The organism is Actinospica acidithermotolerans, from assembly GCF_018139625.1.
Taxonomy (GTDB): Bacteria; Actinomycetota; Actinomycetes; order Streptomycetales; family Catenulisporaceae; genus Actinospica; species Actinospica acidithermotolerans.
On sequence record NZ_JAGSOH010000118.1, the window covers coordinates 1 to 21,426 of the forward strand.

Consider the following 21,426-nt stretch of genomic DNA (forward strand, 5'->3'; position numbering starts at 1 on the left):
CGGTAGGGGCCGAGCTCGGGGGCGCCGGCCTTCGCGTCGATCCCGATACGCACGAGGTTGCCGGCGCGCAGCGTGTTGAGCAGGATCGCGTTGAACACCCCGGACTTGCCCGCCCCGGTCTGGGCGGCGATCAGGGTGTGGACCCAGGCGAGTTCGACGCGCAGGAGCTGGTGGTCTTCGTCGAAGCCGATCGGGACCGGCTCGAGGAAGTCGGCCACCTGCATGTCCGGGTGCCACACCATCCAGTCGAGCAGCCGGTCGGGCCCGTCGTAGACGGTGAGCACGACCTCGTCCTTGCGCGGGCCGGCGACCATCTCCAGGCGCCGGCAGCCGAGGTTGGTGGCGATCACCTCGCGCTTGTTGCGCACGACCTGGTCGCGGCTGACCCGGCCGGGCGGGAGGGCGAGCACGCCCTCCCAGGTGTGCGGGTTGTACGCCGAGATGCGCACGGCGCGGATCGCGACCTTGTCGATCCCGGCGTGGCGGAAGGCGGCGTAAAGCCGGGCGTCGTAGGGGGAGTCGAACACCGGCTCGGCATCGTCGATCTCGGCGCCGGGCTGCCCTGCCTGCGGGGCGAGCTGCGCGGCCATCTCCACCGCGACGTCCTGGGCGCGCTCGTAGCGGGCGCGGTGCACGGCGTAGCGCATGCCGAGCGCCGCGGCGGAGCCGATGCCCGCGGCCGCGTACCCCACAGGCGAGGCCCCGGCGCCGGCGGAGATCCCGAGCATCGCGGTGACCGCGGACAGCAGCAGCAGTCCGCGCGTGATCAGCGGGTCCGCGTCCTTGCCGTGCGGGCGGTGGGACCAGGCGGCCCCGAACCCCATCGCGAGCGCGAGCACGTCGCAGGCGGCGGCGATCGCGTCGTGCAGCGGCTCGGAGGCGTTGATCCACCAGCCCAGGCCCGCCAGCGCCCACGGCGCGGCCGCGAGTACGGCCACCTGGTGCCGGCTCGCGAAGCGGACGTAGAACGGCGCTGGGCCGGCGGTGAGCCGATGGTCGAATAGCGCCGCGAGGTGCAGCGGAATGCGAAACGCGGCCAGCGGATGGCGCGGAGGGCGGCGGGCGCCGTGGTCGGGATCGTGCTCGGGCACTGGGAAGTGCTCGGTGATCGCGCCGCGGTAGACCCCGGGCACGTAGGTGCCGCCGGCCTCGGGCGTGCCGATCTGCGGGGCGTGACGTGACGTGCCCTCGCCCGCGCGCTGCCCGGGGATCGCGGCCCTACCGGCCGCGCGGCCGGTCGGCGGGGCCACGTCACGTGACGTCACGTCAGCACCGAACGTCCCGTACATGCGCGCGATCGGGTCCTCAAACGCGTCCCGCCCGGATTCGGGCACCATGGATGAACTCGCCTTTCTCACGCGCGCCCACGAGTCGGGCGTGCGGACGGGGCGGGGCGCCGGGGGATTCCCGGCGCCCCGCGGGATGTCAGTTGGCGGTATCGGCCGGGTCGGGGACCTCCGGGGCGCGCGCGACGCCGTAGAGCGCGGCGACGTGCTCGGAGGAGACCTGGCCGCGGCGCTCACGTACTGCGGCGACCCAGGCCCGGCAGGTGATGTTGGTGTGGCGGGCGTGGAAGTCGGCGACGACCTCGCGCGCGATCGTCTCCGTCGCACGCGACCAGCGCGTCTCCGTCCACGGCGGCAGGTCCTGCGTCGCGGAGTCATCCGTCTCCGCTGCGGATGCGCCGGTGCCTGACCCGGAGACGACCGTCTCCGCGGCGGAGATGTTTGTCTCCGGCGTCTCCGGACCCGTCTCCGCGGCTGTATCCGCGCCGTTTTCCGGCGCCTGCGGGCTCGCCGGAATCGGCGACAGCGGCGTTCCTGCGATACCGGCGGACGGCTCGGCGGCGTACGCCTCGAATCGTGTATCCGCGCCGTATCCAAGCGCGTCTCCCTCCCGCACGCCGTGGCCGTTCGCGTGGACCCGGCCGGGCATCGCGGGCCGCTGACCAGGGGCCAGGTTGTATCCGGCGCCGAAGGCCGACGCGGTGACGGTGGCGGCGCCGGTCAGTCCGGCGGGCCAGGCGCCCGGGACGGAGACGAACGTCTCCGCGGCTGGAAAGCCGTATCCGGGCGCGGCCGGATACGCCGATTCCGCGTATCCGGCGGGCATATCCGCCGTATCCAAGCCGTATCCGGGCACCGTGCGGGAGTCAGGGGCCTGGTCGGCGAAGCCGAGGCCCTGCAGCAGGACGGAGACGGTTGTCTCCGCGCCACTCCCTCGCCGGCGCGGGATCTCGGCGGCCGCGGAGACGTCTCCGGCATCGCCGCCGACGTCGGTGTGCCCGCCCGCATCCTCGTCGCAACGCCGCCGTTCGCGGGGCGGGGCGATCCATCCGGCCTCGAGCAGTTCGTCGCGCACCGCGTCCCAGAGGCTGGGCAGTTCGAGTTCGATCAGTGCCAGGGCGCTGCGGGCGCCGAGGAGTTGGAGGGCGAGGCGGTGGGTGCGGGGCCGATCGGTCCCGATCTCCGCGCGCAGCATCGCCCACTTCATCCGCCTGATCGCTCGTCGGCCCCGCCGTCGGGTGCGGGTTTTGGGCGTCATCAGGTCGTAGCGCAGTCCGTGGCGCACGGCGCGCTTGACGGCGCGGTCCTTGGCGATCTCCTGGGCGTCGCGGTCGGGTTGGGTCAGGCCGAGGCTGGCCATGGTGGACTCGGCCAGGAAGCGGCTGATGCGTCCGAGCCTGCCGCCGCGGTGGTCTGCGGGTCCGAGGTGGACGAGTTCGACGCCCATCGCCAGGTGCCACAGGATCGCGGCGGAGATCGGGCCGAGGTAGGCGCGCACGAATCCGCCGGCCAGGCCGCCCTCTTCGAACGCGGGCACGCACTGGACGCCGGAGACGACCCACACGAGCAGGCTCGGGATGCCTCCGCCGGTGCTGTTCTCGGCCATGTAGTTCTCCCGCGCCATCAGCGCGAGCGCGAACTGCATGCATTCGCCGGTGGCGAACATCAGGGCACGCACATGCGGGTCGGTGACCTGCAAGTGGGTGCCGAAGAACCGCCAGGAGGAGTTGCCGGAGACCAGCGTGGACATCACGGCGGAGAACGCGGCCATCCGCACCCCGGTGGAGGCGTCCCATCGGCCGAGCAGGCGGCGCACCATCGCCGTGGCGGCGAGAGCGAGCAGCGCCCACGCGCCGAACTGCCAGGCTTCGAGCCGGAATCCGGCCAGGTCGAGCGTCGTGGTCATCGCTGGGCCGCCTTTCCGGGCCGGGTTCCGTAGCCGAGGTGAAGGGTGCGCGGCCCGCGGTCGCGGCCGTCTCCGGACAGGTAGATCGCGCCGCACCAGCCGCAGATCAGGCGCACCTGGACGCCGGGGGCCAGCGGGAAGAGCGAGGGGTGGCCGCAGTCCGGCTCCGGGCAGGTGCCGGTGCGCACCGGGGCGGCGGCGGGCATCCGGACCGTCACCGCGCGGCCCCCCGGGTGCGGCGAGGCAGCGGCTCGGCGTGCGGGTCGAACCCGAAGTGGCGGTCGAGGTGCTCGGTGCGGTCGGGGTCCATCAGGTCGAGCACCGAGAGGCCGTCGCCGAAGTAGTGGCAGGCCAGCGATGCGGGGGAGAGCTGCTCGCGGGCACCGTTGGACCGCTCGCGCCCGATCACGACCGCGCCGGGGGCGCCGGAGGCGAGCAGTGCGTGCACCGCGGCCCAGCCGAAGGCCTCGGAGCCGGGCAGCATACGGATCTGCAGGCCGCGCGCGATCGTCTCGGCCAGCCACGGCCGGTCGGCGGCATCGACCCACAGCTGCTCGCGGCCGAGTCCGGCCAGGCGGGCGGCCAGGCGCAGCGGGTCGCCGCCGAGGGCGAGGGCGGTGTTCAGGCTCAGCTCGAACGTGTCGAGCTCCCAGCCGCGCCATTCGAGCCGGAACCCGAACGCGGCACCGCCGATCCAGCACGGGGCGAAGAAGGCCTGGAAGGCGTCGGCGTCCGCGCCGAGCAGTTCGCACTCCTCGGAGATCAGCGGCCGCCAGCGCTCCAAGGATTCGCGCGAGCCGGTGTCGGCCTGGCCGAGCGCGGTGCGGAAGACGAGCTGTCGCAGCCCGTCCACGGCGTGCTCCGAGAGCACGGCCGCGCCGCTCGTGGTGCTAAGGCGAAGTCCGGTGCTCATGCCGCGGCCCTCGTTCCGGTGGCCGGGCCGAAGATCGTGCGCACCAGCGTGCCCGCGGAGACCGCCACCAGCGTCACCTCCACGGCGAAGGCCTCGACGATGAGCAGCCCGCGTCCGCTCTGCGCGCTGGCCCGGGCCCGGCGCGGGGCGAGGGTCGCGGGCGACGGCGCCGGATTCCACACCTCGAGCCGGGCCGAGCCGTCCGCGTGCGCGGCCAGCGTCATCCGGATCAGCGAGCCGGGGTCGCCGCGGTGGCGCGCGACGGCCTTGACGGCGTTGGTCGCGATCTCGGACAAGGCGGCGGTCACCGCCTCCTCGTCCAGGGCCCAGACGCGGGCGCAGTGCCCGATCTCGCGGCGGGCGACGGCGACCGAGGCCGGGCGCGCGGGCAGACGGGTGGTGATCTCGTGCACCACGCCGAGGCTGAAAAGGTCGGCGCGGCCGAGCACCACGCCGCGGTAGAGATCGCGGGGGCGTTCGGGTTCCGGGCGCAGTTCCGGCATGCGGCCGGGGTCTGGCAAGCTGTGGTTCACGGGTCTGGACCTTTCTCGAGTCCTCCGGACCCCGCACCACCGGCCCTCGGCGTCCTACCGCCGGGGGCCGGCCTGCATGCGAGACCGGACTAATATCCCGGGATACATGATTAATCCCGGGACACATTGTGCGCGGGGGTGGTGGATCGCGCAAGTATCCCGGGATACATTTGCCTCGACCGCCTGTGAGACCGAAGCCGCCGAGAGGGACGCCGATGGCCCTGCGCTACCGCGAGATCGCCGACGACCTGCGCCGGCGCATGGACGGCGGCGAGTTCCCCCCGGGCAGCCGGCTTCCGACCTACGACGAGCTGCGCGTGCACTACGCCACCGGCCGCGGCACCATCGGCAGCGCCGTGGAGGTGCTCGAGGCCGAGGGCCGGGTGCGCCCGCTCAAGAAGGTCGGGCTGACCGTGCTCGCCCCGGCCGAGCGCGAGCCGCTCGCACCCGACGGACCCCTGCGGCGCGATCAGGACGGGCGCCTGGGCGCGCTGGCCTGGATCCCGCTGGCCCCGCCCGTCATCGAGCGCAGGCCGGCCGACCCCGAGCTCGCCGCGGCGCTCGCCGTGCCCGCAGGGGAGCCGGTCACCGTCATCGAGATCGTGCTCGCCCGCGCCGGCCAGGAGCCCGGCGCCGGCGGACAGGACTGCGGGCAGGTTCCGGCGGCGCTGGAGACCTGGCACCTTCCCGGCTGGCTCGCCGTGAAGGACCAGATCGCCGCTGTGCAGCTCTCGCCCGAGCTGCTCGAGCGCGAGTTCGCCCGCGCCGGGCACGGCCCGGTCGCCTGGAGCGAGCAGACCGCCGGCCGGCTGCCGGCGCCGGCCGAGGCCAAGGCCCTGCGCATCTCCGAACGCACCCCGCTGCTGACCTTCCGGGTGCGCACCACCTCGGCCGAGGGCCGAGCGCTCTCGGTGTGCGAGACCCGCGTCAGCGCCGACCGGTTCCAGCTGCAGCGGGACCTGCAACCCCGGGACTGATCAGCGGCCGGACGTCGCCCCTAGCGGTTCCTTAAGCATCGAATACAGCCAGTGGGCTTGAACCAGCCCGCGCGAAGCCCGTGCCGTCCTCGGCGCGGCCCGCGCGGGCTGGTTGACGTTTCCCGCGGCTTTCCCAGCACTTCCTCCTCGCGGTGTCGCGACATGACTATCTGCGGCCCCTACACCCCATGCGACACGACGCCGACGGACGCGAGGGCACGTGCACGACCTCCACGACAAGCCCCGGTGGCCCCAGCGGTCCGGACGCGTCGCACGCGATCCCGCACGCACCGCGCCACCCTAGAGGAGGAATCCACCATGATGGGCCGCAGCCACAGCCTGTCCGGGACGACCGCCTGGTCCGCAGCCGGCGCCCTCGCCCCGACGCTCGCCCACGCACGTCTCGGGACACCGGTACTGGTCGCCGGGCTGCTCTCGACCGCCGGCGCCTCGCTACTACCCGACCTCGACCACCCCGGCGGCACCATCGCGAACACCTTCGGACCGGTGAGCAGGGCCGTCGCCCACACGGTCCACCGCATATCCGGCGGCCACCGGGAGGCCACGCACTCGATGCTCTTCGCCGCCCTCGCCTTCAGCGCGAGCTCGGCCGCGATCCGCTACGGGCACGCGGGCGCGGGCCTGGCCGTGCTCTTCCTGCTCTACGCCTTCGGCTTCAGAGCCCTGCGCATGCCCCGGGGAATCGTCATCGCTACCGCGGCCGCCGCCACCGTCGGCGCGGGATTCGCACTGCACGGCGACTACGGGTGGCTTCCCTACTCCGTCGGCGCCGGCGTGCTCACGCACCTGGCCGGGGACTGCCTGACCAGGCAGGGCTGCCCGCTGCTGTGGCCGATCCCGGCCCGCTTCAGGATCCCGGTCATCCAGCGCACCGGCAACGCCGTCGAGAACTGGGCCTTCGCGCCCGCCTTCGCCCTCGCAACCGCGGCGCTGCTCGCACCGCACGTGTGGACAAGCCTGCACGCGGCGCACTGATCCGACGCCGTCCCCGGCCGGCCGGGCTTCGCGAGGTGGCGGCGGTGCACGCCGGCAGGAGTGCCGAACTCGTGCGGGGCCGCGACCCGTCTCGGGAACGTCGGAGGCCGCCACTACCGTCGGCTTTGCAAACTGAATGCGCTGATAAGAAGGAAGAGGATCGGGGCCACATGTTGAGCGTGCTCGCGATAGCGGTCTCACTCGGCGTGCGAACCGTGCGACACCTACCCGCACGCCCCGACCCCGCCCTCCGCCTGCGGCGTGAAACGTCCCAACGATCCGAGAATGCGAACACCGCGATGCCCTACTTCACCGACGAGCAGCGCCCCCTGGCCACCGAGGCCGAACTGCGCGCCCTCTACGCCGATGCGCTCGAGTCCGAACAGGCCCGCGCGATGAGCGCGGCACTGGACGTGCTCGACGACCTGCCCGCCCACACGCGACTGTTCACCCCCGAACGCACCATGCGGGCCCTGTCCGATCACGGATTCGTCTACAGCCACACCGCGCCGAACGGCGCCGCCTACTGGCGGCACCCGAACCCGGCCAACCGGCTGGACCGGGAATACGTGATCATCCCGGACCCGGCCGCCGGCTTCGGCGACACGCCCTGGCGCGTCGGCGACCTGATCTGGTCCCTGGCACAGGCTGCCGGCGTCGGAATGGTGCAGGCGACGGCCCGAATCCTCAAGACCGGCGGAGACGGAGACGTCGGGCGCGGCTTGTGCGATGCCGTGCGGTGATCGCGCCGCAGCCCTCGCGGCCTTCAGCTCCCACATGAGGGCACGCGGGGCTTCGATCCCGGTTCAGCGGACCGCGAGTCGCGGCACCTCAGTGTCCGAATTCCCGGTTCCACAGAGCCCGCGCCCACTGCTGCCCGGCTTCGCGCGGGCTTCCCTTCTTCGCGTTCCAGCCCACGGCCAGCGGCGCGATGCCCGTGCAGGCCCGGTGCCATTCGATCAGGCGCCGCTCGAGGAGCTCCGCGTCCGCGTAGTCCTCGGTCACGACCCATTGGACGGTCGCATCGTGGATCTTCAACGTGTGCACGACGCTGACCTCCCACGCCTCGTCGGGTTCGTGGCCGGCTATCCAGTACTGCTCCTCGCCCACCCTCTTGGCCAGCGATGCGGCCGAACCGATGTAGAGCACCCGTCCGTCCGCGGACCACACGTAGGCGCCGGGCAGCCGGGGCAGGAGATCCGCCTGGAAGGCGCGTGCGGAGCCGAAGTGCTCCACCACCGCCGGCTGCAGCTCGTCGATTGCCAGAACCTGAACACTGATCGATGTCGGCATGGGCGGGACCCTACAGGCTCGCACCGACAGCGACCCGGCCGCGCGGGCGGTGCGCCTGGCCGGGGCTGCTGATCGCGGGGCCGCGGGCCCGCGCCGCGCGAGCGCATCGCGTGAATACCCGGCGCCGAGCACACGGCTGGGGGCACAATGGTCGGCTGTGACCGATGATGATCCTCGTGCCCTGATCGCGGAACTGCGGGTCCTGCGCGCTGAGTTCGCCCAGCTCGTGACCTTCCGCGGGTCCGCTTCCGTACGCGGGCAGCGGTTCAACGGATTCCTGGAGCGTGTCCTGCGCGTCTACGGGATCGACGCAGTCAGCAACCAGCGCGGGCTCGACGGGCGCGACGAACTCGACGTCTTCTTCTCCCTCGGCGGACACACCTTCATCGTGGAGGCGAAGTGGACGAGCGAGCCGATCGACATCGATCCGGTCGCCAAGCTCCACAACCGCCTGAGTCGACGTCCCCGCGGCGTGTACGGCGTGCTGATCTCGATGGCCGGCTACACCTCGCCCGTCCTGGATCAGGCACGGTTCGACCCGGATGTGTTCCTGCTGCAGCGCGAGCACGTCGAGGCCCTGGTGGCCGGAGTGATCGGCCCGGTCGAGCTGTTCGAAGGCCTCCTGACACACACCGCCCTGCGCGGCGGGGGACTCGCGCCGCTCGAACAGCTGCTCAGGCCCTCGCGGAACGCGGAGGTGCCGCGGTGGGTGGCGGCCACGGACGAGGCCGCGCCGGCCCGGCTGCCGGTGCTCGAGCACGCCGTTCCCGGCGCGGGCGTCAAACCGCTCATCACCACCGACATCCCGTGGTTCAGCCCGTGGACCGGCATGGCCAAGGTCGGCAAGAAGCTGCTGCTCACCTGCCCCGAGGGGATCGCCCGGGTGGACCCGCGCGACGGCACGGGACGCTGGGAGCATCAGATCCCCGGCTGCCACGGCCCGGTCGCCGGCCACGGGCAGGAGGTGCTGGCTGTGCGCGGACACGGCCTGCTCGCCCTGCGCGAAGGTGCCGCGCGCCCGGTCGCCGGCCCGCTCGACCGCGGCGCGCGCCTGGTGCCTGGCGCGGACGGCGCCTACGTCTTTTCCACCACCGGCCCGCCCGGGCCGGTCTACCACGGCACGCACCTGCTCACCCGGGTCGGCGAAGCCGTTGGCGCCGACGTGGAGCTGCCCATCGACTACCCCGGCCAGCTCAGGGCGGTCGCAGCTCTCCCGGACGGCCGGCTGTACGTCGCGGGCAGCTCCTACGCGTGGGTGCTCGAACCCGAGGAGCCGATCCGCCTGTCCGAGCCGCAGCAGCACCCGGCCGCGCCGCTCGGAGAGCTCGGCGCGCTCGTCGCGCTGGAGGACTCGAGGGTTCTGTGCGCGGGCCGGGTTCAGGGCGGCACCCACGTCGAGATCTACCTCACCGACCCGCGCATCGGCACGCACACCCTGCTGGTGCGGGTGACCGGCACGAATGTACGGGCGCTGGTGCCGTCGTCTGAACCCGACACCTACCTTCTGCTGATGGACGTGTGGGGCAGCGCCAACGCGCCGTGCGCGATGCTGCTCGAAGTCGTCCTTCCCACCCGACCTGGGCCATGAAAGCGCCGCGAGCGCGGTGACAAGCGCGGGCGGGCGCACGTCACCGCAGCAGAAGCAGACCGCCGGAACAGAAATCGTCGTGCTCGGCCGTTGCGGTGAACAGCGCGGTCTTCCAATCGTTGGCTCCGCGGCTGGCACGGCAGCTTCGCGCCTCGCGCTCCAAGTAGGCTCTGACGGCGTCAGCATCCTTGTTCGGCCCGAGATACAGCTCGAGGGCCTCGTACCGGTCCTGGAGTTCGTTGGTCGCGGCCGCGCGGAACGCGTCGCGCAGCCCGAGCTGGTCGAAGTGGAATCCGAGCACTTCGGTGATCGCCTGGTCGACGCCGGGCTGCTGCATGATGCGGTAGTCGACCGTCACCACGCGATCGACGCGAAGGTCGGCGACGAGCACCGGCACAGCGCCGAGGACGTCGAAGTACGGGTGGAAGTACCGGCGCGTGTCGGACTGCGCCACCTGCTCGCCCTTGCGGTGGTTGCAGTCCCAGCAGGCCGGCACGAGGTTCTTCGCGAGGATGGCGAACTCGGGGAACACAGCCCTGGGCAGGTAGTGGTCGAGCGTGCTGGCCGGCGTGCACCCGCACATCGGGCACTGGCCCCCGCGGGTACGTTTCATCAAGGTGCTGAACAATGAATCGTCCCCGGTATCGGCCCTCACCAGGTCGTACGCACTCCTCAATGCTCTGGCCTCGGCCACCGAGGCGGATATGGGGGTCATCGCCGCGCTGCGGCCGCGCGCGGCGATGTACGCGGCGTAGGCCCCCGAAACGGCCTGGGCGATCTGCGCCATGAGCTCGCGGTGAGGGCTGTTTCGGCGCGCGGTCGTGTGACGGTAGTGCTCGTCGTCGTCGGTGGAGGGTGGCGGGATCGAGTACACCGGCTATGCCCTTGCTCTGCGGACGCTTTCGACATAGGCGCGGGCCTGCGCGCTCATGCCACCTTCGAAGAGCTCTTCGATAGCCTCGACGTCCATGCGCTCAGCGAGCTTCTTCAAGACCGCGTGGTAGTCGGTGGAGCGGCTGTCGAGGTTGAAGACGGTGCTGGTGAGGTAGCCGACGTTCTCACCGAAGGTCTCGACCTCCGCCCGGCGCACGCTGGTGTGCTGCCCGTACCGCTCGAGCACGTGGACGTACCGGCCGGGGACCTCCTGCAGCGCGACCGGCGAGTGGGTCGCGATGACCGCGTAGCTGTCGCGCGCCTCCAGAAGCACGTTGACCGCGCGCAGCAGCGCCGCCAGGAGCGGCGGGTGCAGATGGATTTCCGGCTCGTCGAACAGCAGCAGCGACTTGCGCTCCAGATACGCCGCCAACTGCACGACGATGTTGAGGACGATCTTGTGTCCCGTGCTCAAGCCCAGGAAGGCCTCCGGCAGCGAGTCGTGGCGGTACAGTTCTTCGCCGTCGAACCCGGCGCGCCTGAACGAGGGCTCTCTCGCCAGCTGCGCCAGGGCTTTGATCAGCAGACTGCGGCGTTGCTTGTACTGGTGGATGCGCTCCAGACTCCTGCTCAGCTCCCCGGTGACCTCCTCGACGCTCTTGAGCCGGTTGGGTCCCCCGCCCCCGTCCGAGGGTTCGGCCAGACTGCGAAGTCCGCAGTAGACGTACCCGAACACGTCGCCCGACTCCTCCAGCTGCTCGCGCTCATCGGGCGTGGTGCCGGGCACGTCGAAGGTGTCGAACGCACTGTAGGACACGGCGATCACCGCGCCGAAACGGATCGCCTTGTCGCTCAGGCGTCCGTACTTAGCCTGGAACTGCCTGCGGCCGCGCCGGCGGAGGTCCGCGTTGGCCACCATGGCGAGATTGGCCAGCAGCCGTGTCTTCCCGGTCCCGTTGTAGCCGATGACGATGTTCGCCCGGCCCGGCAGGTCGGGTACGGATTCGAAGCGCAGGTCCAGGTCAAAGCCGCTGCCGCCGACTGCGGAGTGGAAGGTGAAGGCGAGCGAGGCCGGGTAGTCGGTTCCGTCCGCTCGGCCCGAGTCGAAGAGCGCGGACGCGTCGAGAATGGCCCTGGCCGCGCTGCCACTGCGTTCGAGCGAGTTGAGGAATCCTTCGTGCTCGGCGAACGCCTCCGCAATCGACGGGTCGAACACGACGTCACGCAGGCCTGAGAGCAGCGGCCGGTATACATCCGGCCCGAGGTCGGCTGCCATCTCGTAAAACGAGAGCGACTGCCCCAACGCACAGTAGCCACCGGGCAACGACCGGAACTCGTCTCCCGGCAGGGGCGTCGGCCCACGTCGCTGCTCGAACTGGAGAATCTTGATGCCGCCAAGCTTGTGTCGGCGGCCGTCATGCCCGATGTAGGTCAGCGTGAACGAGGTCTTGAAGTGGTAGTCGTCCCAGCTGTCCCGCTTCAGCACGGCGGCGGGCAGACTCGCCGGCGCCGGCTCCGGCGCGTTGAGCTCCTGGACCAGGAAACGCATCGAGCGCTCACTCCGTTCGTCGGGGCGGGGGGCACCACGCTACGGGCACTGACACCGGCCGCCAAGCACCGCAGCGCATGGCACCGCGCATCTGGCGCCGATCGATCGTGCCGAGCACGAGGAAGCTGACCGCGCAGCAACCGGCCGACAGGTGTCGGCAACGTCGGTTCCTGCGGGGTCAGGGAGATCCGGGCGGAATTCGACCTGCGGGGGAGCGATGTCCAACACGCCGGTGAAGCTCGACCAGTCGAGACGCGAGCCGGTGCCCGGCCTTCGTTCATAGGCTTGAATCTATTGAACGTTGGTACCTATGATGAGGTGCAGTTCACTCCCGATCGCTGCCACAAGGCGCCGATCCGGGGGAGAGGACTGCCGACCTCAGCCGAATGCTCCGGCGAGCGGCCGCGACGCAGCACGCTCCAGGTTTCGCCGGGGGAGTCCTGCCACGTTCCGCGCGCTGCCACAGAAGCCAACGCCCGCCGAGGCGCGAACCACGGTGCAACCGCCCGCTGCGCCCGGCCACCTCCGACGACAACAAGGACACCGCAGATGAACAACGCCGCCTCCGCCCCTCCCACCTCTACGGCCGAGCGCGGGCCGACGCCCACCGACGAGCAGATCGGCCAGATCGACGACGCCGAGGCCAAGGCGCTCTGGGGCTTGGCGGAGCTCACGCTCCACCGCGTCGCCTTCGAGCTCCTGCGCTACCGGCCCGAGCTGCGCCTGCTGCTGATCGCCGAGGACGACGAAGGCGAATGGGTCCCGACCGGCATCTCGGCCGACATCAAGCTGCACGACGAGCGCGGAGCCGACTCGATCGAAGAGTACGAGCAGTTCGAGACCGCTGCCGGACATTCGGGCGAGCTGTCGAACCGCGTCGCGGAGCTGACCGGCTACGAGGACGTGTTCGCGCCCTTCGTCGTCGAGCACGACGGCGTCGCCGCGACCTGCTCACTCGATCTGCGAGCGATCTACGACGACGCCGTCCGCAGGCACGGCGCCCAGAGCTGAACCCAGGACCGCGTGCTCACTCTGCACGGCCACACGGGCGCACGGCGCGCCAAGGCGCCCGAGAGCAACGGGCCGCCAGGGGGGCGGGGGAGCGGGGCACTGAGCGATCACTCGGCGGTGTCGGCCGGGTCGGGAACCTCCGGCTCACGGGCGAGCCGGTAGAGCGCGGAGACGTGCTCGCTCGAGATCTGCCCCCCGCGCTCGCGCACCTCCGCAACCCACGCCCGGCAGGTGATGTTCCTACGGCGGGCATGGAAGTCGGCGACGACCTCCCGCGCAATCGACTCCGACGTCCTCGACCAACGCGTCTCCGTCCACGGCGCGGATACGAACGTCTCCGTCCCCTCGGATACAGCGGAGACGTCCGTATCCGCTGTATCCGCTGACGTCTGCGCGCAGTCACCCGTCTCATCACCGGATAGCTCCGGCGACCCGGCCACCCCGGTAGACACCGGGACCGCGGATACAGCCGACGCACTCGCCCGGCTGGCCTCTCCACGTGTATCCGACCCCGCGACGTCGCTGTCTCCGAGCGGTATGCAATCCACGCGGCTCGCATCGAACCCGGCTGCCTGAGCCGGGACCGCAGTGCCCTGACCAGGTGCTGAAGACGCGTTCGCGTCGGCCGGATACAGCGGCGTGGGATCCTGGCCACCGTCCGCAGCGTACGAGGTGAACCCGGCCGGAACCGGATCCGCGGCTCGCTCGACAGCCCTGCCCTGCCCGGCGGAGACGAACGTCTCCGCGTATCCGGCGGGCACCGGATACGGCGGCGGATACGCGGATCCGGCGTATCCGCCGCCGCCCACCGCGAGCAGGGAGCCTTCGGTCACCACATCGCGGATCCACCGGTCCTCGCCCGCGAATCCGAGGCCCTCGAGCAGCGCGGAGACAGATGTATCCGCCGCCCGTCGGCCCGGCTCGCCTGCCTCGACCGGCTCCGGCTGCTCGGCGGCGGCACCGCCGGCTTCCTCGGAACGGACCTCGGCGAGCTCGGCCGCACGAGCCGATGCCACCCAGCCGTCCGTCAGCAGATCCGCGCGCACGCTCTCCCAGAGGCTGGGCAGATCCATCTCGATCAGCGCCGAGGCGCTGCGTGCACCGGCGAGCTGCCTGGCCAGCCGGAGGGTGCGAACCCGGTCCGTCCCGATCTCCGCGCGCTGCATCGCCCACTTCATCCGCCGGATCGCCCGCCGTCCCCGGCGCCTGCCGCGGGTCTTCGGCGACATCAGGTCGTAGCGCAGCCCGTGGCGCACCGCCCGCCGCACCGCCCGGTCCTTCGCGATCGCCTCGGCGTCCCGGTCCGGCTGGGCAAGGCCCAGACTCGCCATCACCGACTCGGCCAGGAACCGCGCGATCCGCCCGAGCCTGCCGCCGCGGTGATCGGCCGGCCCGAGGTGCACGAGCTCGACGCCCATCGCCAGGTGCCACAGGACGGCCGCGGAGACCGGCCCGAGCGCCGAGCGCACGAACCCGCCGGCCAGGCCCCCTTCCTCGAACGCCGGCACGCACTGGACACCGGACACGGCCCACACCAGCAGGCTCGCGACACCGCCCCCCGTGCTGCCCTCCGCCATGTAGTTCTCACGCGCCATCAGCGCGAGCGCGAACTGCATGCACTCTCCCGTGGCGAACATCAGCGCACGCACGTGCGGATCGGTCACCTGCAGATGCGCCCCGAAATACCGCCACGAGGAGTTCCCGGAGACCAGCGTCGACATCACAGCCGAGAACGCGGCCATCCGCACCCCGGTCGACGCCTCCCACCGGCCGAGCAGGCGGCGCACCATCGCCGTGGCGGCCACCACGAGCACCGCCCACGCGGCCAGCTGCCATGCCTCGAGCCGGAACCCGCCCAGATCTATCGCCGCCGTCATCGAACGCCCCCCATCGCCAGGCCCGCCGGACCTGAGCCCGGTTCCGTACCCGCCGTCGGCGCACGCCGCCGACGCAAGGCGCGCATCGCGGCCGCGGCGTTCCACCCGTGCACCCGGACCCCGTCCATCGACCCGCCGCCACCTTCACCTGCCGGCACGTCGGCCGTCATCGCCGGCGGCGCGCCGGCGAGTCGAACCTCGCGACGATCTCGTCGAGGTGCTTCTGCGTGAACCCGAGCTTGCCCAGACGCGAGCAGGGGATCTCCTTGCGGCCGGCCTTGCGCCTGAGCCAAGCGGCGCTGACTACGCTTCCGATCCGCTCGGCCGCCTCCTCAGGGGTGTAGACCATGACGTCGTCGTCCGTCGCCGCTGTACCAGCCATGATTCGGCGTCCTCCCGCTCGTTCAACGCCGCACCGGCGCACATCCGCACGCCGGCTGCAGGGCGGACGGGCCGTCCGCGAATGTTAATGTACACGGAACCATTGATAGTTGGTACCTATGACGCGCGACATGGCCGCGCTCAAGCACTTACAGCAGCCTCGGCCGCCCCTGGGCGCTCAGGCTACCTGTCGTGTACTGGCAGGTGTTGATTTTTGGTACCTATGGTGTTGTGATGGCCGTACGCGTCAGACCACTACCGCGCGCTGTCGATCCGCGGGAGTGGGCGGCAATGAGCTGCAGAACACTGCAAAAGTGTCACAGGCGCCTAATAGGCTTGTTCCACAAGGGAGAACACTGTCAACGGCGGCACTAGAGCCCCCGGTGGCCACGCGGAAGGAGGCAGTTTTGCCTATCAAGGTCGACGAGTCAGGGGGAGGGTGGCGCGCTCGATGGCAGGCGCCGCCCGGGTCTAAGCCCGCATGGCCGGGCAAAAGCGGATTCACCTCGAAGCGCGAGGCGACGAAGTACGCACGCGCCCAGGAGGCCGCCATCGAAGCTCGGTCGTACATAGATCCCAACCTCGCGAAGACTACCGTCGACGAGTGGTGGCAACGCTGGTTCCCTGCGCAGGACCACTTCAGACCGAATACCAGGGAGTCGTACGAGCAGTGCTACCGCAAGCACGTGAAGCCGCGCTGGGGGAGCGTCGCCATGGGAGTGGTGCTCCCAATCGATATGCAGGAGTACCGGTCCGAACTGCGCAACACCCTCGCCGAGAGCTCGGTGTCGGTGGTCATGTCCGTGCTGCGGACGCTGTTCGACGACGCCGCCCTAAACAAGATCATCCCATCGTCGCCTTTTCCTAGGACCGCACGACGCGGGATCAAGAAGAACGCCGAACTCCGACCCGACCGGGCCCCGAAGCGCGAGCCGATCGTCTTCGACCTCACCGTCCTTGACCAGATCTGTGCACGCCTTCGTACCCACGAGGCGCTGCTCGTGCAGATCGTCTACTGGACGGGCATGCGCTGGTCGGAAGTAGCCGGCCTGCGCCGATCCTTCATGCACGTCGAGCACGGCGATGGCGTCGTGGACGGCGCGGGGTTCTACGTCATCGACCCCTACACGGGCGCGGTCCACGAGGACGCGAGTGCTCGGCGGTTCTTCGGGCCGGCGAAGAGCGGCGCGATCGGGCGGCTCCAGCCGGAATGCCCGCCCGGCAGGATTATCGACCTTCCGGAGTTCCTCGTCACGCTCATCAAGGCCCACCTGCAGACCCTGCCCGAAGGTCAGGACCTGCTGTTTACCAATACCAAGGGCGACCCCGTCAGGTATGACGACTGGAACACTAACCGCTGGCGGAAAGCCGTTGACGGCCGGCAGTACAAGTCGCCAGCGCGGGCGCACCTTTCCACGGAGCCGATCATCCGAGGGCTGCGGCTGCACGACGGGAAGCACAGCCACGGCGCGATGCTCGACGAGTTGTCGGTTCATCCGACGATGCGCGACTACCGGCTGGGCCACGCCACGCCAGGTACCCGCGGCGTATACTCGCGACCGACGGTGCAGATGCGGATCGACCTCATCAACGCCCTGCAGGACAGGTTCGACCGGCACCGGAGCGAGAATCCCGGGCTTCCGGACACGAAAAGTCCAAGCTAGGTCCAATCTGAGCCGCTCGTGCATAACAGCGACTACAAGTTGATATAGAACCAGCTGGTGAGAAGCGTCTCGGGCGGAGCCTGGGACGCTTCTCATGCATAATCTCTCTTATGCATGATGACATAGAGCAGGGTGAGCAGCGCGCCGCACCGCGGGCGGCGACGTCCGTCGTCATGCCGGGTAGCCAGGTAGCCGGGTACAGGCGGGCAACGGGCAACGGGCAACGGGCAACGGGCAACGGATTAATCGGATGATCGGCGAGTCGAAATCCGACACGCCGACGATCTGAATTCATCTGGCCGGATCAGTACCGGATCGGCACCGGTCCGTGTGGATATCGGTGCGGTACCACGGCCTGGGCGCGCGATTCGGATGGGTGAGCGTGGGGCGCCGGGAAATACCCCCTTAAGAGCGAATGAAACGCCGAACCGATCACTCGTGGGTGTTGCTTGCCGGTTTTTGCTCCGCAGTCGGTGTACGTTTCATGCTGAAGGACGGAGACGCCGGAGAACTGCTTAACCGCGGGACTTCGGTGTCCCCGCCGATGGGAAAACCGATATGCATATGCATCCGACGGGAAGATTTATTCTCATGGCAACTCTGAAGAAGGCTGCGACCCTCGCTGTCCTGGCGAGCGCGGGCGTCATGGCCTCGGCCGGCATCGCTTCCGCGGACCAGGGCTGGGACGCGGGGCAGCACCACCAGCAGGACGACAACGCGGTGCACCAGGCGGGTCTCATCCCCGTCAACGCGCTCAACAACGTCAACGTGTCGCCGAACCTGGGCTGCCTGGCCGACCAGACGGTGCCGGACCTCACCGCTCAGAGCCTGGTCGGCGTCGTGCCGATCGGTGTGAGCCTGAACCACCTGCTCGAGCACGCCAACCTGAACGTGCTCGCGAACGGCAACACCACGACCGACGTGTACGACAACTCGTGCACCTCGAACCAGGGTTCGTCGCAGGCGGGCAACAACAGCCACGGCAGTGGTGTGTCGAGCAACGCGTCCAGCGACCACAGCACCGGCGACGGCGCGGGCTCGCACAACTCCGAGGCCGGCAAGGGCGCGGGCGGCCTGCTTGGCGGCACCGGCCTGCTCGGCACCGGGGTCCTGTAGGACCCACCGAAGTACCCCGCCGAGCAACGCCGGTCCTCCCGGCACCGCTTCGGTGGAGCGATTCAGGGCACGGGACGGCGACTCGGCAGAGTCGCCGTCCCGGAACGGCTCTGACTCCGCGTTCGTCGCGGGGTCGGAGCCGTTTTCGCATGTGCCGACGTTTATGAGTATGAGGACGTGCGAGCTTCGCGCGGAGGCGTGAAAGCGCGGTTGACCGTGGCTGACGGGGTGGCCAGCCACTCCCCCGGGGCCGACTCGACGGTATGTCGCTTTATATAGCGGTCGGGCGGTGGAGGCGACGAACGAAGTGACCGTGATGACGCACGTACGGCCGTGCACGCACGGCGACACGGCGAAGCAGTGCCGGCCAGGTGGACCGGCACTGCTTCGCCGTGTCGCAGTCGCTTGTACGAGGTGCTCGTGTACGGGGTGCTTGTACTACCGGACGCCGGTGCCGAGGATGCCGGTGCCGCCGAGCAGGCCGCCGGCGCCCTTGCCGGCCTCGCTGTTGTGCGAGCCCGCGTGGTCGCCGGTGCTGTGGTCGCTGGAGGCGTTGCCGGTGACGCTGCTGCCGTGGCTGTTGTTGCCGGCCTGCGACGCGCCCTGGTTCGAGGTGCACGAGTTGTCGTAGACCTCGGTGGTGGTGTTGCCGTTGGCCAGCACGTTGAGGTTGGCGTGCTGGAGCAGGTGGTTCAGGCTGACTCCGACGGGCACGAGGCCGACGAGGCTCTGGGCGGTCAGGTTCGGCAGCGTCTGGTCGGCCAGGCAGCCCAGGTTCGGCGACACGTTGACGTTGTTGAGCGCGTTGACGGTGACGAGACCCGCCTGGTGGACCCCGTTGTCGTTCTGCTGGCCGCCGTGGGTGGGGGCGCAGCAGCCGTCCGCCGCGGCGATGCCGGCCGAGCCGATGACGCCCGCGCTCGCCAGGACGGCGACGGTCGCAGCCTTCTTCAGTGTTGCCATGAGAGTGAATCTTCCCGTCGGATGCATATGCATATCGGTTTTCCCATCGGCGCGGATGCCGGGGCCCGCACGCGTGCGGTTCGTCGACATCCCCGCCCTTCAGCATGAAACGTACACCGACTCCGGGCGAAAATTCGGCAAGCAACCCGATCGGGTGGAGGCGGGCGTCGTGCGCCTATTCTTTTGTTATGCCGCGGCGCTTTCGCGGGTTATCAAGACGAACCAATAGAGTGCTCATCCGTGCTCACCCCCGCCGCACGGCCGCCGCTTCGGGACGCCTGGCGGCGGGGTCAGCCGGAAGGGTTACGTCGGCTCCCGGTTACCGGCTGGTCCCCCATCGTTCACCTGCGGCGCCTTGCGCCCGGTGCCAGAAATGTCCGCGATTCGGCTGGCTGCGCCGCGTAGGGCGATTTAGCCTGGTCGGGTGGTGGGAGACGATCGGCGGGGCGAGGCCGTTGCGGGCGTCGCCGCGCAGCCTGGTGACGCGCGGGCGACGGTGGCCTTGGTGGAGGCCCTCAGCCCGCTCGACGCGCGCACTGCGGGGCTGCTGCAAGCCCTGTCGCACCAGCTGAGGAACCCCTTGACGGCGGTGATCGGCTACCTGGAGCTGCTGACCGACGGGACGCTGGGACCGCTGAGCATGGAGCAGCAGCGAGTGCTGCGCGTGGTGGTCGCCGGGGTGACGCGGCTGGCCGAGTTCGTCGACGATCTGGAGCCGGGAAGCCCCGCGAGGTAGGAGGGCGATGGGTGACAACGGCGAGCGCCGTCGGGCGGCGCTCGTGATCGAGGACGCGCCGGACATCTGCCTGCTCGTGTGCGACACGCTGCGCCAGGCGGGATTCGAGTCGACCGGGGCCGGGACCGGTGCGCGGGGCCTTGAGCTGGCCAAGCGGCTCTCCCCCGACCTGGTGACCCTGGATCTGACGCTGCCGGACATCGACGGGATCGAGGTGTGCCGGCAGCTGCGCGCCATATCGAACGCGTACGTGATCGTGCTGAGCGCGCGGGACGAGGAGACAGACCGGCTGATCGGGTTGGAGGTGGGCGCGGACGACTACATGGTCAAGCCCTTCTCCCCCAGGGAGCTGCGGGCGCGGGTCGGGGCGATGTTCCGGCGGCCGCGTCTCGAGGATCCGGGTGCGGAGCCGCACGCGGCGTCCGTGATGCGGGTCGGCGGGCTGCGGGTGGACACGGAGAGCCGGGAGGTGGTGCTGGACGGCTCGGCCGTCGGGCTGACCCGTACCGAGTTCGACCTCTTGGTCGCCCTGATGAGCAGCCCGCACCGGGTGTGGGAGCGGGACACGCTGGCGCGTCGGGTGCAGCACACGGATTGGCCGGGCGACGATCATGTGATCGACGTGCACGTGGCGAACCTGCGGCACAAGCTCGGCGATACCGGCCGGAGAAGCCGTTGGGTGACGACGGTGCGCGGGGTGGGGTACCGGTTCGGCGGCACCGGTTCGGGTTCCGGGGCGGGGTGAGCGAAGGAGCGGACGCAGTGAGAAGTGGGAGCGGGAGCGGTGGAGCGAGGGAGCGGGAGCGGGTGGGGTGAGCGAGGGAGCGGGCCGGCCGCCCTCCCCTGCGGTCGGCCCGGCTCGTTCCCTCAGGTTCAAGGTTCACTCAGGTTCCGGCAGTCCTCGGTACTCCTTAGTCCTCCTTAGTCCCTTTCGGTGCTCCTCGGTGCTCGTCGGTCCTCCACAGCGCTCCCCATCCCTCCTCAGCGCTCTCCGCTCTCCTGGACGGCGACGAGCGTGCCCGTCGGGTGCGGCTGCTCGTGCCGGGCGCGCAGGCGTTCGCGGACGATGGCGCGCAGGACGCGGCGGCCGTCGCGCCAGGTGTGCAGGTTGCTGCAGCCGTGGCGGCGCAGGCGTTCGAAGGAGGGGACCTCGGCGACGGTGAGGTGCGCGGTAGCGGCGTGCGCGGCGAGGACGGTCTCGATCTCGAAGCCGTCGCCAAAGACGGGTTCGGCGTCTGCGATGGTGTCGAGGGCGAGGTCGTCGGTGCAGCGGGTCCAGAAGGCGTTGTAGCCGTAGCACAGGTCGCTGAACCCGGTGCGGTAGACGCGGTTCATCAGGAAGACGAGGGCGGCGTTGCCGGCGCGGCGCAGGGCCGTGAGGTCGGAGCTGCCGCCTCCGGGCAGGAAGCGGCTGCCCTTGACGTAGTCGGCGCCGTCGACGAGGGCGTCGACGAACTCGGCGATCTCGGCGGGGTCGGCGGAGCCGTCGGCGTCGAGGGTGACGACCACGTCGCCGGTGGCGGCGAGGATGCCGCAGGCGAGCGCGTTGCCCTTGCCGGTGCCGGTCTGCTTCAGGATCCTGATGTCGGGGCGGGCGAGCCGGGCGGCGAGTACGGTGCCGTCCGTGCTCGCGCCGTCGACGAGGATGACCTCGTGCAGGCCGGCGGGCAGTTCGGAGAGTAGGACGGGGAGGTTGCGGGCTTCGTTGAGGGCGGGGATGACGACGGTGACGCGGGGGGTGCCGAGCGCGAGCACGGACGGCAC

General features: G+C 70.5%; 20 protein-coding genes and 1 pseudogene. 9 read left to right on the forward strand and 12 right to left on the reverse strand.

Features of this window, described 5'->3' with window-relative positions; translation table 11 throughout:
* The 5 genes and pseudogenes from KDK95_RS27920 to KDK95_RS27940 form a co-directional block, all read right to left on the reverse strand.
* Window positions 1-1,337: pseudogene (locus KDK95_RS27920) on the reverse strand (hypothetical protein); the annotation flags it as partial.
* An 88-nt stretch (window positions 1,338-1,425) separates the two neighbouring features.
* Window positions 1,426-3,192: a hypothetical protein gene (locus tag KDK95_RS27925; RefSeq protein ID WP_212521294.1), complete on the reverse strand. Its 1,767-nt coding sequence runs from the start codon at window positions 3,190-3,192 to the stop codon at window positions 1,426-1,428.
* Window positions 3,189-3,398 carry a hypothetical protein gene (locus KDK95_RS27930; protein WP_212521295.1) on the reverse strand — a complete coding sequence of 70 codons (210 nt, stop codon included), beginning with the start codon at window positions 3,396-3,398 and terminating at the stop codon, window positions 3,189-3,191. The genes KDK95_RS27925 and KDK95_RS27930 overlap by 4 nt, the downstream gene beginning before the upstream one ends.
* An 8-nt stretch (window positions 3,399-3,406) precedes the next feature.
* Window positions 3,407-4,105, reverse strand: coding sequence for a hypothetical protein (locus tag KDK95_RS27935; RefSeq protein ID WP_212521296.1), 699 nt, complete (start codon window positions 4,103-4,105; stop codon window positions 3,407-3,409).
* Window positions 4,102-4,638, reverse strand: a complete 537-nt coding sequence (locus KDK95_RS27940) for an ATP-binding protein (protein ID WP_212521297.1) — start codon at window positions 4,636-4,638, stop codon at window positions 4,102-4,104. Before KDK95_RS27940 ends, KDK95_RS27935 begins: the two co-directional genes overlap by 4 nt.
* A 215-nt stretch (window positions 4,639-4,853) precedes the next feature.
* Here KDK95_RS27940 and KDK95_RS27945 point away from each other — a divergent pair, with 215 nt between their 5' ends.
* From KDK95_RS27945 to KDK95_RS27955, 3 genes are all read left to right on the forward strand, one after another.
* Window positions 4,854-5,615, forward strand: a complete 762-nt coding sequence (locus KDK95_RS27945) for a GntR family transcriptional regulator (RefSeq protein WP_212521298.1) — start codon at window positions 4,854-4,856, stop codon at window positions 5,613-5,615.
* A gap of 318 nt (window positions 5,616-5,933) precedes the next feature.
* On the forward strand, window positions 5,934-6,611 hold the full coding sequence (locus KDK95_RS27950) for a metal-dependent hydrolase (RefSeq protein WP_212521299.1): 678 nt from the start codon (window positions 5,934-5,936) through the stop codon (window positions 6,609-6,611).
* 299 nt (window positions 6,612-6,910) lie between these two features.
* Complete coding sequence (locus KDK95_RS27955) at window positions 6,911-7,354, forward strand: hypothetical protein (RefSeq protein WP_212521300.1); 444 nt, start codon at window positions 6,911-6,913, stop codon at window positions 7,352-7,354.
* Window positions 7,355-7,442: 88 nt separating this feature from the next.
* Here the strand turns inward: KDK95_RS27955 and KDK95_RS27960 are convergent, their stop codons facing one another.
* Window positions 7,443-7,904 carry a GIY-YIG nuclease family protein gene (locus KDK95_RS27960; RefSeq protein WP_212521301.1) on the reverse strand — a complete coding sequence of 154 codons (462 nt, stop codon included), beginning with the start codon at window positions 7,902-7,904 and terminating at the stop codon, window positions 7,443-7,445.
* 157 nt (window positions 7,905-8,061) lie between these two features.
* Here KDK95_RS27960 and KDK95_RS27965 point away from each other — a divergent pair, with 157 nt between their 5' ends.
* Window positions 8,062-9,492 carry a restriction endonuclease gene (locus tag KDK95_RS27965; RefSeq protein ID WP_212521302.1) on the forward strand — a complete coding sequence of 477 codons (1,431 nt, stop codon included), beginning with the start codon at window positions 8,062-8,064 and terminating at the stop codon, window positions 9,490-9,492.
* A gap of 40 nt (window positions 9,493-9,532) precedes the next feature.
* Here KDK95_RS27965 and KDK95_RS27970 read toward each other — a convergent pair whose 3' ends face one another.
* Window positions 9,533-10,366: an HNH endonuclease gene (locus KDK95_RS27970; RefSeq protein ID WP_212521303.1), complete on the reverse strand. Its 834-nt coding sequence runs from the start codon at window positions 10,364-10,366 to the stop codon at window positions 9,533-9,535.
* Between the two features lie 3 nt (window positions 10,367-10,369).
* Window positions 10,370-11,914: an AAA family ATPase gene (locus KDK95_RS27975; RefSeq protein ID WP_212521304.1), complete on the reverse strand. Its 1,545-nt coding sequence runs from the start codon at window positions 11,912-11,914 to the stop codon at window positions 10,370-10,372.
* A 549-nt stretch (window positions 11,915-12,463) separates the two neighbouring features.
* On the opposite strand from KDK95_RS27975, the gene KDK95_RS27980 reads away from it, so the two are divergent.
* A complete protein-coding gene (locus tag KDK95_RS27980; RefSeq protein ID WP_212521305.1) occupies window positions 12,464-12,925 on the forward strand; it encodes a hypothetical protein in 462 nt (153 codons plus the stop codon).
* Window positions 12,926-13,032: 107 nt separating this feature from the next.
* On the opposite strand, the gene KDK95_RS27985 is transcribed toward KDK95_RS27980, so the two are convergent.
* Together KDK95_RS27985 and KDK95_RS27990 are read right to left on the reverse strand one after the other, a co-directional pair.
* Window positions 13,033-14,802 carry a hypothetical protein gene (locus KDK95_RS27985; protein ID WP_212521306.1) on the reverse strand — a complete coding sequence of 590 codons (1,770 nt, stop codon included), beginning with the start codon at window positions 14,800-14,802 and terminating at the stop codon, window positions 13,033-13,035.
* Between the two features lie 166 nt (window positions 14,803-14,968).
* Window positions 14,969-15,184 (reverse strand): hypothetical protein, encoded by a 216-nt coding sequence (locus KDK95_RS27990; RefSeq protein ID WP_212521307.1) that lies wholly within the window; start codon window positions 15,182-15,184, stop codon window positions 14,969-14,971.
* Window positions 15,185-15,566: 382 nt separating this feature from the next.
* Between KDK95_RS27990 and KDK95_RS27995 the strand changes: the two genes are divergently transcribed.
* Window positions 15,567-16,847, forward strand: a complete 1,281-nt coding sequence (locus KDK95_RS27995) for a tyrosine-type recombinase/integrase (protein WP_212521308.1) — start codon at window positions 15,567-15,569, stop codon at window positions 16,845-16,847.
* Between the two features lie 591 nt (window positions 16,848-17,438).
* On the forward strand, window positions 17,439-17,963 hold the full coding sequence (locus tag KDK95_RS28000) for a hypothetical protein (protein WP_212521309.1): 525 nt from the start codon (window positions 17,439-17,441) through the stop codon (window positions 17,961-17,963).
* Window positions 17,964-18,401: 438 nt separating this feature from the next.
* On the opposite strand, the gene KDK95_RS28005 is transcribed toward KDK95_RS28000, so the two are convergent.
* Complete coding sequence (locus tag KDK95_RS28005; protein WP_212521310.1) at window positions 18,402-18,926, reverse strand: hypothetical protein; 525 nt, start codon at window positions 18,924-18,926, stop codon at window positions 18,402-18,404.
* Window positions 18,927-19,350: 424 nt separating this feature from the next.
* Between KDK95_RS28005 and KDK95_RS36335 the strand changes: the two genes are divergently transcribed.
* Together KDK95_RS36335 and KDK95_RS28015 are read left to right on the forward strand one after the other, a co-directional pair.
* Window positions 19,351-19,662, forward strand: coding sequence for a histidine kinase dimerization/phospho-acceptor domain-containing protein (locus tag KDK95_RS36335; RefSeq protein ID WP_212521311.1), 312 nt, complete (start codon window positions 19,351-19,353; stop codon window positions 19,660-19,662).
* Between the two features lie 7 nt (window positions 19,663-19,669).
* Window positions 19,670-20,407, forward strand: a complete 738-nt coding sequence (locus KDK95_RS28015; protein ID WP_212521312.1) for a response regulator transcription factor — start codon at window positions 19,670-19,672, stop codon at window positions 20,405-20,407.
* A gap of 236 nt (window positions 20,408-20,643) precedes the next feature.
* On the opposite strand, the gene KDK95_RS28020 is transcribed toward KDK95_RS28015, so the two are convergent.
* Window positions 20,644-21,426, reverse strand: a 783-nt coding sequence (locus KDK95_RS28020; RefSeq protein WP_212521313.1) for a glycosyltransferase family 2 protein, incomplete at its 5' end; no start/stop codon positions are given.